We start from the raw sequence: 13,771 nt of genomic DNA on the forward strand, positions 1-13,771 counted from the left end.
GCCCGCGAAGGGGCCGCCCGCATCACCGCAAGGCTTCAGTCAAACATAAACAGCGCATCATTACTGAACTGCCCTTCGAACCGGCCCGCCGGCATCGGGCGACCGAACAGGTAGCCCTGCACTTCGTCGCAACCGTGCTCCCTCAGAAAATCCAGCTGCTCGTGGGTTTCGACACCTTCGGCGATCACCGCCAGGTTAAGGCTGTGTGCCATGGCGATGATTGCCCGGGCGATCTGCGCATCCTGCTCACCCGATGGCAGGCCGTCGACGAAGGTGCGGTCGATCTTCAGCACGTCGATCGGGAATTGCTTGAGGTAGTTGAGCGATGAGTAGCCGGTACCGAAATCGTCGACCGCAATGCTCAGGCCGAGGTTTTTCAGACCATCGAGGATCTGCATCGCCTCGCTGACTTCGCGCATCAGGATACTTTCGGTCAGTTCCAGTTCCAGGCACGCCGGCGGCAGGCCGGTTTCCTTGAGGATGGTGGCGATCCGCGTGCCGAGCTGGCCGTCGGAGAATTGCCGCGCCGAGATGTTCACCGACACTTTCGGCACTCGCACCTTGGCCTGATGCCAGGCCTTGAGTTGACGGCAGGCTTCGCTGATCACCCAGTCGCCGACATCCACCACCAGCCCGAGTTCTTCGAGTACCGGAATGAAATCCCCCGGCGGCACCAGTCCACGACGTGGATGACGCCAGCGCAGCAAAGCTTCGGCACCGGTCAGGCGCTTGCCGTCGCCGCTGAACTGCGGCTGGTAATACAGCACGAATTCATTCTGTTCCAGGGCATGGCGCAAGTCGCTTTCCAGTTCCAGCCGCTCCAGGGCGCTGGCGTTCATGTCTGCCTGATAGAACTGGAAGTTGTTTTTGCCACGCTCTTTGGCGTGGTACATCGCGGTGTCGGCGTTCTTCATCAACTGGCTGAGCTCGTTGCCGTCCTGCGGGCTCAGGGCGATGCCGATACTGGCCGTGACGAAGAATTCACGGCCTTCGAGCACGAACGGTTTCACCAGGCTGGCGAGAATCTGCTCGGCCACATGGATCGCCCGGTTCAAGGCGATTTCACGGTTGGCCCGCGGCTGCAGGAGCAAGGTGAATTCATCGCCGCCCATGCGCGCCACCGTGTCGTCATCGTCGACGCAACCCAGCAGGCGCGTGGCCATTTCCTTGAGCATGCGATCGCCGGCGGCGTGGCCCAGGGAGTCGTTGATCGGCTTGAAACGGTCGAGGTCGAGGAACATCAGCACCACCCACGACTTCTGCCGTTCGGCCGATTGCAACGCCGTGTGCAGGCGATCCTGGAACAGCGAACGGTTGGGCAGGTGCGTCAGGGCGTCGTAGTAGGCGAGGCGGTGAATCCGCTGCTCGCTGGCCTTGCGCTCGCTGATGTCGCTGAAGAAACACACATAACTGGCCAGGTCGCCTTCGTCGTCGAGCACGGCGGTGATCCCGACCCAGGCCGGGTAATGCTCGCCATTACGGCGCTTGAGCCAGACTTCGCCTTCCCAGGTGCTGTGCTGGCTCAACTGCTTGAGCACATACCGCAGGTGGGCTTCCTGCTGATCGTCGACGGTCAGTATGTTCGGTAACTGATCGAGCACCTGCTCCACGGCATAGCCGCTGACACGACTGAAGGCTTCGTTGGCCTGGACGATGTAGCCGGCCGGGTCGGTGATCAGGATCGCCGAGGTCGAGTGTTCGAATACCGTGGCGGCCATGCGCAAGTCTTTTTCGGCCCGGCGTTGCTGGCTGATGTCGCGGCCGACGCCCAGCACGCCTTCGAAAGCACCGTGTTCGTCCCAGACCAGTACCAGTCGCAACTCGATCGGGATCTTGCGCCCGTCGGCCCGCAGGCAATCGAACAGGAACAGTTGGGTTTGCACCTGGCTGCGCAGCAGCGCCAGTTGTTCCGGTTGATCCAGCGCTTTGCTGACCCGGTCCATCAGGTGGTAGATGCCGGTCAGTTGTTGCGGGTTGGCGATGGTCGATTGCCAGCCGTTCTGGAAAATCCACTCGGCGTCGTAACCCAGCACGGCTTGCACCGAAGGGCTGACGTAATTGAGGTTCAGGCGGCTGTCGGTGGAGAAGATCACGTCGCTGATGCTTTCGGCGAGCATGCGATAGCGCTGCTCGCTGTCACGCAGGGATTCGCTGGCTTCGATCTGGTCGGTAATGTCCTTGGCCACGCCGATGATCCGTGTGACCTGGTCTTCTTTGTCCCGCGCCAGTGCCTGCTCGCGAATCTCGAAGCGTCGCCACTGGCCGTCCCGATGGCGGAAGCGCAACTGGCACTGCATCAACTGGCGATAACCGGCCTGGCGCTGGACCTGGCGGGAGCGGTGGTAATAGTCGGCGTCTTCGGGGTGCAGGAGGATTTCCCAGAAGTATTCGCCCATCTGGTGCAGTTCGGTGCGGTTGTAACCCAGCGTCTGGCCCAGATGGTGGTTGCTGTAGATCATGCGCTGGCTGATCACATCCTGCACATACAGGTGATCCGGTACGGTGCGCACCACGTCCGACCAAAACCCTTCGCGTTCCTGCAGTGACAGTTCGATGAGCTTGCGGCTGGTGATGTCGGTGATGCTCAGGATCACCGCTTGATAGTCGACCTGGGTTTGCGGCAGGCGCAGCACCAGCCACAGGTGCTGGTCGCGACCGCTGGCGTCCTGGAGTTTGATTTCCAGCTCAAGCTGTTGCTGCTGATTGAGCACCGCGTCGAGCACCTGGTTGCCGATGGCGGTGCCGTCCTGTGGATGGCCGTCGATCAGCAGTTTCCAGGCTTTGTCGGCGCTATCGACATTCAGCAGTTGCAGCGCGACCTGGTTGACTTCGGTGATCCGCAGTTCCTGCAGCAGTTGCCGGCGTTGTTGCGCAATCGCCAGCCATGCGTGCAGTTGTTCGCTGCCTTTGAGCTGAGCCTTGTCGAAAAAAACCTTGAGCCCGGACATGTCGAGGACGCACAGGGCCACGCCAGTGCCTTCGAAAATGTCCTGGTAACGTCGGCGGCCTTCATTCAACTGGCGCTGACGCCGGCGCGTGTTCAGCAAGGCGATGAATGGCAGCATGGAGAACGCCAGGCCCAGCAGGCATTTGCCGATGAACGCCGGTAGCAGTTCTTCCAGCACTCGCTGACGGTCGAACAACCCGCGCAGTTGCCAATCGCTGCTGCTCAACGGAACGGTCAGCACGCTGTTGGCAACATCGTCGACGGTCAGCGTCCCCGGATTGACCGAGGGCAGCGCGTCGTCGCGGCTGACGATCTGGTGATTGATGCGGTTTTCCACCAGCCACAACGGGCGGCCGCCGGCTTCGCTTTGCTTGGTCAAGGACGAAAAGAAGGTGGGCGTCAGGCGCAAGGCCCAGTAGCCTCGGGAACTGCCGCTGGCCTGATGCAACAATAAATGCACCACAGAGCCGTCGGTGGCATTGCTGAAGTAGTGCGCCTGGGCGTGGCTGCGGCGTACCAGTTCACCCAGGTAGTTGCTGTCATCGCTGTCGGGGGCGCTGTCACTGATGACTCTTCCCGAAGGGCTGAGCAAAGCCAGGCTGCGCAGATCAGGCAGCGACTGTTGCAGCTTGCGCAGCAGCACCTGCAGTTCATCGGCGTCTTGCGGCTGCTCGACGATCGGCAACAGGTTGAGGGCGATCTGCGCGTTGAGCGCCATGTTCAGGCTGACTTGCGCGGCCAGATCGGCGGTGTAGTCGATGGTGTACTGACGCTGGTTTTTCTGGGTTTCGCGCAACTGATCGAGCAACTGCCAGAACAGCAGTGCCAGCAGCAATAATACGAGTGTCGCCAAGGTGCCCTTCAAGGTTCCGCGCAGGGGGGAGCCGGGCGCTGTGGCCGGCGCGCTGGAAGTCAGAGGCGGAGGGACATTGGACAAGCTGTAATCCTGCGGTTTGGCTGGACTGGCGCGACGTGCACTATAAGCCGGACGCCCGAAGGGCGGCTAGCATGCCTTGAGTTGTGGCGAAGTGCCAGCCCCTGCCCGTCGGCTGGACTGCCACCGGTCATTCAGGTAGCTTTGCCGGTTACGCGGGAGCGTTCCAGCTCCTAGGCTTTTTCAGCGCGCCTGTATTGAAAGCTCTCAATCGGACGACGCGCACAGCCTGGCCAGGCATCGCCTGTACCTTATTCATTCATCAGTCACTGACCCTAGGTTCTCCATGGCTCAATACGTATTCACCATGCATCGGCTGGGCAAAGTTGTTCCGCCGAAGCGGGAAATCCTGAAAAACATTTCTCTGTCGTTCTTCCCTGGCGCCAAGATCGGCGTGCTCGGCCTCAACGGTTCGGGTAAGTCCACGCTGCTGAAAATCATGGCTGGCGTCGACACCGAGTTCGAAGGCGAAGCCCGCCCGATGCCGGAACTGAACATCGGCTACCTGCCGCAGGAACCACAACTGGATCCGGCCAAGACCGTGCGTGAAGTGGTCGAGGAAGCGGTCAGCGTGATCAAGGACGCCCAGGCACGCCTGGACGAGGTCTACGCGGCCTATGCCGATCCGGATGCCGACTTCGACAAACTGGCCGCCGAACAGGCCAAGCTCGAAGCGATCCTGCAAGCCAGCGACGGTCACAACCTGGAACGTCAGCTGGAAGTCGCCGCCGATGCGCTACGTCTGCCGGCCTGGGACGCCAAGGTCGAATTCCTCTCGGGTGGTGAAAAGCGTCGCGTGGCCCTGTGCCGTCTGCTGCTGTCGGCACCGGACATGCTGCTGCTCGACGAACCGACCAACCACCTGGACGCCGACTCCGTTGCGTGGCTTGAGCACTTCCTGCACGACTTCCCGGGTACCGTGGTCGCGATCACGCACGACCGTTACTTCCTGGACAACGTTGCCGGCTGGATTCTGGAACTCGACCGCGGCGCGGGCATTCCTTACGAGGGCAACTATTCGGGTTGGCTGGAAGCCAAGTCCGATCGTCTGGCTGCAGAATCCAAGCAGCAGTCGGCCCACGAGAAAGCCATGAAGGAAGAACTGGAGTGGGTGCGCAAAGGCGCCAAGGCCCGCCAGTCGAAATCCAAGGCTCGTCTGCAACGCTTCGAAGAAATGCAATCGCAGGAATTCCAGAAGCGCAGCGAAACCAACGAGATCTACATCCCGGCCGGTCCACGCCTGGGCGACAAGGTCATCGAATTCAAGAACGTCACCAAGGGCTACGGCGACCGCGTGCTGATCGACAACCTGTCGTTCTCCATGCCTAAAGGCGCCATCGTCGGCGTGATCGGCGGTAACGGTGCCGGTAAGTCGACCCTGTTCCGCATGCTGATGGGCAAGGAAACGCCGGATTCGGGCAGCATCGAAGTCGGCGAAACCGTGCAACTGGCTTGCGTGGATCAGAGCCGCGAAGACCTCGACGGCAGCAAGACCGTGTTCCAGCAGATTTCCGACGGTTCCGACCAGATCCGCATCGGCAACTACGAGATCCCGTCGCGCACCTACGTCGGTCGCTTCAACTTCAAGGGCGGCGATCAGCAGAAGTTCGTCAAGGACCTGTCCGGTGGTGAGCGCGGTCGCTTGCACCTGGCCCTGACCCTGAAGGAGGGCGGCAACGTCCTGCTGCTCGACGAACCATCCAACGACCTCGACGTTGAAACCCTGCGTTCCCTGGAAGAAGCCCTGCTGGACTTCCCGGGCGCCGCCATTGTGATCTCCCACGACCGGTGGTTCCTTGACCGCGTCGCGACTCACATCCTGGCGTACGAAGACGACTCGCAAGCCGTGTTCTTCGAAGGCAACTACTCCGAGTACGAAGCCGATCGTAAAAAACGTCTCGGTGACGCGGCTGCCCAGCCACACCGGGTGCGTCACAAGAAACTGGCCTGATTTCGGGTTGGTTGCAAAGAACGGAGCCTTCGGGCTCCGTTTTTTTTTGCGTTTTTTCAGTGAGACCGAGCAGCGGCCTTCGCGAGCAAGCCAGCTCCCACAGGTTTTGTGAAAGGTACACCTCTCAATTCAACATCGATTCCCAGTGGGAGCGGGCTTGCTCGCGAAGGCGGTATTCCTGAAGGTGCATGAAATGAATTGTTAATCCCCATTCAGGTGCAATATCAGGCCAAAAAGCAGTCTGTTTTATATCCTGTGCACCATTTGATTTCATAAATGCGACATTTTGCTCTGTTCTTGTGCGCGAATCGTTTGTTACAGTCCGGCTCAATCCCTTCCAACGACAATAAATTTGCCGAGACTTTTCCATGATCGAATCCGTCGAATCCTTCCTTGCCCGCCTGAAAAATCGCGATCCGGACCAGCCTGAATTTCACCAGGCCGTGGAAGAAGTACTACGCAGTCTGTGGCCGTTTCTTGAAGCCAATCCGCATTACCTGACCTCGGGTATTCTGGAGCGCATCTGCGAGCCGGAGCGGGCGGTGGTGTTTCGCGTGTCGTGGGTCGACGATCAGGGCAAGGTTCAGGTCAATCGCGGTTTCCGCATCCAGATGAACAGCGCGATCGGTCCGTACAAGGGCGGGTTGCGCTTCCATCCTTCGGTGAACCTTGGTGTGTTGAAATTCCTCGCGTTCGAGCAGACCTTCAAAAACTCCCTGACTTCATTGCCCATGGGCGGCGGCAAGGGCGGTTCGGACTTCGACCCCAAAGGCAAAAGCGACGCGGAAGTCATGCGTTTCTGCCAGGCCTTCATGAGCGAGTTGTACCGTCACATTGGTGCGGACGTTGATGTGCCGGCCGGCGACATCGGCGTGGGTGCTCGCGAGATTGGTTTCCTGTTCGGCCAGTACAAGCGGCTGAGTAACCAATTCACCAGTGTGTTGACCGGTAAGGGACCGAGCTATGGCGGCAGCCTGATTCGTCCGGAAGCCACCGGTTTCGGTTGTGTGTACTTCGCCGAAGAAATGCTCAAGCGCCGTGGCCTGGCGGTCGAGGGCAAGCGCGTGGCGATTTCCGGTTCCGGTAACGTCGCGCAATACGCGGCGCGCAAGGTCATGGACCTGGGTGGCAAGGTGATCTCGCTGTCCGACTCCGAGGGTACGCTGTACTGCGAGAGCGGTTTGACCGAGGAGCAATGGCTGGCGGTGCTGGAACTGAAAAACGTGCAGCGCGGGCGGATCCGTGAACTGGCTGGCCGTTTTGGCCTGGAGTTCCGCGCCGGTCAACTGCCATGGAGCCTGAGCTGCGATATCGCGTTGCCGTGCGCGACGCAAAACGAACTGGACGCCGAAGCCGCTCGCACCTTGCTGCGCAACGGCTGCATCTGTGTGGCTGAAGGCGCGAACATGCCGACCACCCTTGAGGCGGTGGACCTGTTCATCGAGGCGGACATTCTGTTTGCGCCGGGCAAGGCATCCAACGCCGGTGGCGTGGCAGTGAGCGGGCTGGAGATGTCGCAGAACGCCATGCGCCTGGCATGGACCGCTGGCGAAGTGGACAGCAAACTGCACGCGATCATGCAGTCGATTCACCATGCCTGCGTGCATTACGGTGAAGAGAATGGCCGGGTCAATTACGTCAAGGGCGCGAACATCGCCGGCTTCGTGAAGGTCGCCGATGCCATGCTGGCCCAAGGCGTGGTTTAAGTCGGTTCGATACGGATCACTTCAATCAATTGATCCCCGGCGGGGCGCAGCCACAGCACTTCGTCGTTGAGTCGTGCACCGAGCAGTGCCCGCCCCAGCGGCGAACCCCAATTGATCAGGCCGTGGGCGGCATCGGCCTGGTCTTCGCCCACCAGTTGTACCCGACGTTCGGTGGCGTGTTCGTCGGCGTAGGTCACCCAACTGCCGATCTGCACTTTTTCGGTCGAGGTCGCGGCGGGTACCACCTGAGCACTCCCCAAGCGCTGCTTGAAGTAACGCAAATCGCGCTCGAGATCCGCCAGGCGCTGCTTGTCGGCCTGCTCACCCTTGTCCGATTGCTCGGCATGCAGAGATTGCAGTTCCGCGACTTTACCCTGCAACAGGCTCAGGCCTTGCGGCGTCACGTAATTGGGCTGCGCGCTGACCTGCCGTTCGACAGGCTGATCGGCTTGCGCGGCGGCGTTATCTTCATTGACGAAGGCACGGCTCATGGCGTTCTCCCGGTATAGGGTTTAGGCCATGGTCGCAGGCATTTGGTTTCAGCGAATGTCTGAAAACGACTCACGGCGAGCGATAGGCCCGGGCGGCATCCCGATCTCTCTGCGGCTGCTCCAGATGACTGTTGCGGTCGTATACCGCGCCATCTCACTCTCCCAGGCCGATACGCGGCTGATAATGAAAGTCTAGAAGTGGATGCGTCGGGTGTTTGTGAAAGGTGCGTATGCATTTTGTCCAGCGCTACGTCCCCCCTGTGGGAGCGGGCTTGCTCGCGAATGCGATCTGCCATTCAAAATTAATCTTGACTGACTCACCGCTTTCGCGAGCAAGCCCGCTCCCACAGGGATGTGCGGTTCGTTCGGGTCAGTAGTGATACCACTTCAGCTCAAGCATCACTTCGTTCTCGGCCGTCGCCAAATGGCTGAATTCGCGTTGGGCGCTCAAGCGCAGTCCCAGATTGCGGGATATTTCCCATTGCTGATTCAGACTCAGGCTACGGCGCACTTCACCATTGCTGAAGTAATCGCCCTTGGCTTCGAGGCTCAAATTGCCCAGCGGGTTTTTCAACAGCACCCCACTGTTGAAACCGGCGGCCGGGGCAATGAATGCGGCGAAGTCGTTGTTGTGTTCAATACGCACAGTGCCCAGGGCAAAAACGAGCAGATCGTCGCCCAGTTGCCAGGTACCGCCGCCGCCACCGTTGACGTGGCTGACCAGGGTTTGTTCATCATGTTTGCCCGGTACCCGTTCCAGACCGCCGGTGACTTGCCATGACAGCGGCTGCAGCAACTCGTTACGCGGGGTCAGGGAGCGAATGGTCGCCAGGTCCAGTCGCTGCACTTGCCAGTCATTGCCTTCGTACTGGCGCAGTTTCAATTGCAGGATTTCAATCTGCGCACCGAGGGGAAAGCTTTCGCTGTTGTCATTGAGGTCGTGATAAGCCATGCGCAAGCCGTACTCGCCAAAGGCTTTATCTCCACGGGTGCCAAGGCCCAGCTGCCAGGTGCGGGACTCGTGGCCGTCTTCCGGCAGGCCGGGTTGCGGGATATCCAGCTCCGGCGCCGGGTTCTGGTTGATCGCCCGCAGCAGTTCGAAGCTGCGCTGGGCGCGCGCCGGATCGCGTTCCTGGCCATTGGCGCGGTAACGCTCCAGACGATAGGCCGCATCGATGATCAGCGCCTGGCGTTCGCGGGGTTGTGTCTTGAACACCGGGTCCTGCAATTGTTTCTGATCGGCGCTGACTTTCAGCACCCATTGCTGCTCTTCGGGGTTCAACGGCTCGGCGCGACTGAGCAACTCGCGTTCCCGGGACGGACGATACTGGATGGATTCCACCAGTCCGGCATTTTTCACGGCTTTGACGGTGTCGGTCGGGATCGCTGTGAGCGGGAATTGCTCGGTCAGGCGCAGGCTCGGGCGGGCCACTTGCAGCAGTTCGAGCAAGCGGTATGAGCAGTTTTCGTCGAAAAAGAAATAGTCGAATTTGATCTGCTTCAGCTCCCAGACGTGCTCGACCATGCGCGCGGTTTCCTGCCGGGTCAGGTTCAGCCGGTATTCCCACAGGTCGCGGTTTTCCAGACTGCGGTATTCCGAGAGTTTTTCCTGATAGGGCACCAGCGCGAACAGGCCGGGATAGCCGCCCATCAGGCCTTTCCAGGCATAGAGGATGCTGTTGTCCGAGCCCTCGATGTAGGCGCCGAAGTTGATGGCGTAGCTGAGCAGCGAAGTCTTGTCGCTCTTTACGTCGGCCTGGTCGATGCGCAGCAGGGTGTGGCCGAACATCGAGGACGGGCTGTTCAGGTAAGCCGCCGGGAAGATCATCACCGCACTGTCGGGTGAGACGTCCTTGAACCATTGCTTGAACTCGGCGCAGTCCGGTGTCGGCAGGCCGGTCAGGCCGAGTTGTTCTTTCAGCCAGCGGGTGCGGGCCGGGTAGACGCATTGCGCGTGTTGTTCACCGGCACTGGCCGGGGCGTACAAGGCTTGCACGGTCGCCGCCAGTTCATGGTCCGGATGTTCATTGCCATCGGCGGCGAGGAAAAATTTCCTGTCGCTGACATAGCTGCGCCAGCCGCCGAGCTTGGCGGTTTCGTAATGGCCCAGGGATATCCAGAAAGGGTCGTTGGCCAGTTGCTGCAAACGTTGTGGGTCGATGTAAGGCGCTGCGGACAGCGGGGCGCAGGCACACAGCGCCAGCCAGGCAAGGCGTTTGAACATAGATGGCAACTTAAGTCGAAAAAAACAAAGACCCAACGAGGTGGATGCCTTTTACCTGTAGGAGCTGGCTTGCCAGCGATGGTCGTTAACGATTACGCGTGTTTACTGGATAAACACAGCGCCTTTGAAATCATCGCTGGCAAGCCAGCTCCTACAATAGTCAGCAACATTACCCGAGGAAGGGTAGGTCCAAAAAACAAAACCCGCTTCCCGAAAGAAGCGGGGCGGGTCGAGCTTATGCCTGGGTGGCGTACTTGGCCAGTCGAGGGTCGGCTTTGAGCACGGCCAGGGTATTGGTATGCACGTCTTCGGCAGTCACGTCAGCCTTGCTGAAGATCTGCTGGAAGTGCTCGTGAGTAACGGCGGCGAAGTGCGCACGGTCTTCCGGCGCCACGCCCAGTACCACGGCGTAAGTGGTCAGCGCTTCGCCCTGACCTTTGGCCATGTCCTCGGACAGCTCGTTCATCATGCCATTCATGGCAATCCAGGATTTGCCGCCATAGGTCAGCGACGAATTGGTCGCGCAACCGTTGGTGCCGGAGGTCATGCCGAAGGTTGCGTTGCCGGAGGTGCCGTTGGTGGTGGATGCCATAAAGTGAGCTGGAGTACCACGCTGACCTTCGAACAGCATGTTGCCCCAGCCGCAATCCGGGCCGCCCGGGGCCTGAGCCATGGCGTTGATGGATACAGCGGTGAAGAGAGTACCAAGAAGAATCCGTTTCATAGCTTTGTTCTCTTTATGTGCCTACCAATGGACAAGGGGTCTGGCCCGTCTGGTGCCAGTGGGCCGGTCATCAGTCCAGCCGCGCAGTCTGGAGTTTAGGCACGATCACGGGGTTCCGTGATTTTTTGCAAAACATTCATGGGAAACCGCGGCGCAAGCCCGGTCCGCCTGGGGTTGGCGGATTGTCTATGCACAGGCCTGCGGCACTCCTTGCCAGTCGGGCATGGGCAGCGCCAGAATGCTGCCATCTGCCCCGCCTGATTGTTAAGGAAGCCCGATGCCTGATCCTGTTGCTGCCAGCTTGCGTCTAGCGCCCGAAGCGCTGACCCGTCCGTTTTCCGCTGAACAGTTCAGCTTCTCTACCACCAATGATCTGGAGCCCTTTCGCGGTGTGCTTGGCCAGGAACGTGCGGTTGAAGCCTTGCAGTTCGGTGTGGCCATGCCACGCCCCGGTTACAACGTATTCGTCATGGGCGAGCCCGGCACTGGCCGGTTCTCGTTCGTCAAACGCTACCTGAAGGCCGAAGGCAAACGCCTGCAGACCCCGGCGGACTGGGTCTACGTCAACAATTTCGACGAGCCTCGCGAGCCGCGCGCACTGGAACTGCCGTCGGGCAGCGCCGGCGCCTTTATCGGTGACATCAACGGTTTGATCGACAACCTGCTGGCGACGTTTCCGGCAGTCTTCGAGCATCCGTCCTACCAGCAAAAGAAAAGCGCCATCGATCGCGCGTTCAATCAGCGCTATGACAAGGCCCTGGACGTCATCGAGCGTCTGGCCCTGGAAAAGGACGTCGCGCTGTACCGCGACGCCAGCAATATCGCCTTCACCCCGATGGGCGACGGCAAGGCGTTGGACGAAGCAGAGTTCGCCCAGTTGCCGGAAGCCGAGCGCGACCGCTTTCACGAGGATATTTCGGCACTGGAGGAGCGCCTGAACGAAGAGCTCGCCAGCCTGCCGCAATGGAAGCGTGAGTCGAGCAATCAACTGCGCCACCTCAACGAAGAAACCATCACCCTGGCCTTGCAGCCATTGTTGTCGCCATTGTCGGAGAAGTACGCCGAGAACGCGGCGGTCTGCGGTTATCTGCAAGCCATGCAGGTGTACTTGCTCAAGACCGTGGTCGAGCAATTGGTGGACGACAGCAAGACCGACGCGGTCGCCCGCAAACTGCTGGAAGAACAATACGCACCGAGCCTGGTGGTCGGTCACTCGGCCAGCGGCGGCGCGCCGGTGGTGTTCGAGCCGCACCCGACCTACGAAAACCTCTTCGGTCGCATCGAATACAGCACCGATCAAGGCGCGCTGTACACCACCTACCGCCAGTTGCGACCGGGTGCCTTGCACCGGGCCAACGGCGGTTTCCTGATCCTTGAAGCGGACAAAATGCTCAGCGAGCCTTTCGTGTGGGATGCGCTGAAACGCGCCCTGCAATCGCGCAAGCTGAAAATGGAATCGCCGCTTGGTGAACTGGGCCGCCTGGCCACCGTGACCCTGACGCCGCAACATATTCCATTGCAGGTCAAAGTCGTCATCATCGGTGCCCGTCAGCTCTATTACACGCTGCAAGACCTCGATCCGGACTTCCAGGAAATGTTTCGCGTCCTGGTGGATTTCGACGAAGACATCCCGATGGTCGACGAGAGCCTGGAGCAGTTCGCCCAGTTGCTCAAAACCCGTACTTCCGAAGAAGGCATGGCGCCGCTGACCGCCGATGCGGTGGCACGCCTGGCGACTTACAGTGCGCGTCTGGCCGAGCACCAGGGGCGTTTGTCGGCGCGCATTGGCGATCTGTTCCAGCTGGTCAGCGAGGCGGATTTCATTCGCCACCTGGCGTCCGACGAAATGACTGACGCCGGGCACATCGAACGCGCGCTCAAGGCCAAGGCGACTCGCACCGGCCGTGTGTCGGCGCGGATTCTCGATGATATGTTGGCCGGGATCATCCTGATCGACACCGCGGGCGCGGCGGTCGGCAAGTGCAATGGCTTGACGGTGCTGGAAGTCGGCGACTCGGCCTTCGGCATACCGGCGCGGATTTCCGCCACGGTGTACCCGGGCGGCAGCGGCATTGTCGACATCGAGCGCGAGGTCAACCTCGGCCAGCCGATCCACTCCAAAGGCGTGATGATCCTTACCGGTTATCTGGGCAGCCGTTACGCCCAGGAATTCCCGCTGGCGATTTCCGCGAGCATCGCCCTGGAGCAATCCTACGGTTATGTCGATGGTGACAGTGCTTCTCTGGGCGAGGCCTGCACCTTGATCTCGGCCTTGTCGAAAACCCCGCTCAAGCAGTGCTTCGCCATCACCGGTTCGATCAACCAGTTCGGCGAAGTGCAGGCGGTCGGTGGGGTCAATGAGAAGATCGAGGGCTTCTTCCGTCTGTGCGAAGCTCGCGGGTTGACCGGCGAGCAGGGGGCAATCATTCCTCACGCCAACGTTGCCACGCTGATGCTCGACGAGAAGGTGCTGGCGGCGGTGCGTGCGGGGCAGTTCCATGTCTACGCGGTCCGTCAGGCCGACGAAGCCTTGAGTTTGCTGGTCGGCGAGCCGGCCGGCGAGCCGGACGAGAATGGCGAATTCCCTGAAGGCAGCGTGAACGCACGGGTAGTGGAACGCCTGCGGGTTATCGCGGAAATGATCAGTGAAGATGATCTGAAAGAAGCCGAGAAGGAGTTGGCGCAAGAGGCGTTGGCGGAAACCAAGCCGGCTTGATGCAGTAACCCATGTGGGAGCGGGCTTGCTCGCGAAGGCGGCGTATCAGTCAACATAAATGTTGAATGAAAAGACGCC

At 60.3% G+C, this 13,771-nt stretch carries 8 protein-coding genes; 3 read left to right on the top strand and 5 right to left on the bottom strand.

The window, feature by feature from the left end; genetic code table 11:
* Positions 1–35: 35 nt before the first annotated feature.
* A complete protein-coding gene (locus AC07XF_RS26475) occupies positions 36–3,884 on the bottom strand; it encodes a sensor domain-containing protein (protein WP_495028857.1) in 3,849 nt (1,282 codons plus the stop codon).
* Positions 3,885–4,167: 283 nt separating this feature from the next.
* On the opposite strand from AC07XF_RS26475, the gene ettA reads away from it, so the two are divergent.
* The gene (gene ettA / locus AC07XF_RS26480; RefSeq protein WP_495028858.1) at positions 4,168–5,832 is read left to right on the top strand and encodes an energy-dependent translational throttle protein EttA; all 1,665 of its coding nucleotides are present in this window, start codon (positions 4,168–4,170) and stop codon (positions 5,830–5,832) included.
* A gap of 124 nt (positions 5,833–5,956) precedes the next feature.
* Here ettA and AC07XF_RS26485 read toward each other — a convergent pair whose 3' ends face one another.
* On the bottom strand, positions 5,957–6,202 hold the full coding sequence (locus AC07XF_RS26485) for a hypothetical protein (RefSeq protein ID WP_495028859.1): 246 nt from the start codon (positions 6,200–6,202) through the stop codon (positions 5,957–5,959).
* Here AC07XF_RS26485 and gdhA point away from each other — a divergent pair.
* The gene (gene gdhA, locus AC07XF_RS26490; RefSeq protein ID WP_495028860.1) at positions 6,201–7,538 is read left to right on the top strand and encodes an NADP-specific glutamate dehydrogenase; all 1,338 of its coding nucleotides are present in this window, start codon (positions 6,201–6,203) and stop codon (positions 7,536–7,538) included. The genes AC07XF_RS26485 and gdhA overlap by 2 nt on opposite strands.
* On the opposite strand, the gene AC07XF_RS26495 is transcribed toward gdhA, so the two are convergent.
* From AC07XF_RS26495 to AC07XF_RS26505, 3 genes are all read right to left on the bottom strand, one after another.
* A complete protein-coding gene (locus AC07XF_RS26495) occupies positions 7,535–8,029 on the bottom strand; it encodes a GreA/GreB family elongation factor (RefSeq protein WP_495028861.1) in 495 nt (164 codons plus the stop codon). The two genes, gdhA and AC07XF_RS26495, sit on opposite strands and share 4 nt — an antisense overlap.
* Positions 8,030–8,399: 370 nt before the next feature.
* Complete coding sequence (locus AC07XF_RS26500; RefSeq protein ID WP_495028862.1) at positions 8,400–10,253, bottom strand: Lnb N-terminal periplasmic domain-containing protein; 1,854 nt, start codon at positions 10,251–10,253, stop codon at positions 8,400–8,402.
* 235 nt (positions 10,254–10,488) lie between these two features.
* Positions 10,489–10,977: a DUF3015 domain-containing protein gene (locus AC07XF_RS26505; RefSeq protein ID WP_495028863.1), complete on the bottom strand. Its 489-nt coding sequence runs from the start codon at positions 10,975–10,977 to the stop codon at positions 10,489–10,491.
* Between the two features lie 277 nt (positions 10,978–11,254).
* Between AC07XF_RS26505 and AC07XF_RS26510 the strand changes: the two genes are divergently transcribed.
* Complete coding sequence (locus AC07XF_RS26510) at positions 11,255–13,693, top strand: Lon protease family protein (RefSeq protein WP_495028864.1); 2,439 nt, start codon at positions 11,255–11,257, stop codon at positions 13,691–13,693.
* Positions 13,694–13,771 lie beyond the last annotated feature (78 nt).

This window comes from Pseudomonas sp. GW821-FHT01C01 (assembly GCF_059422645.1).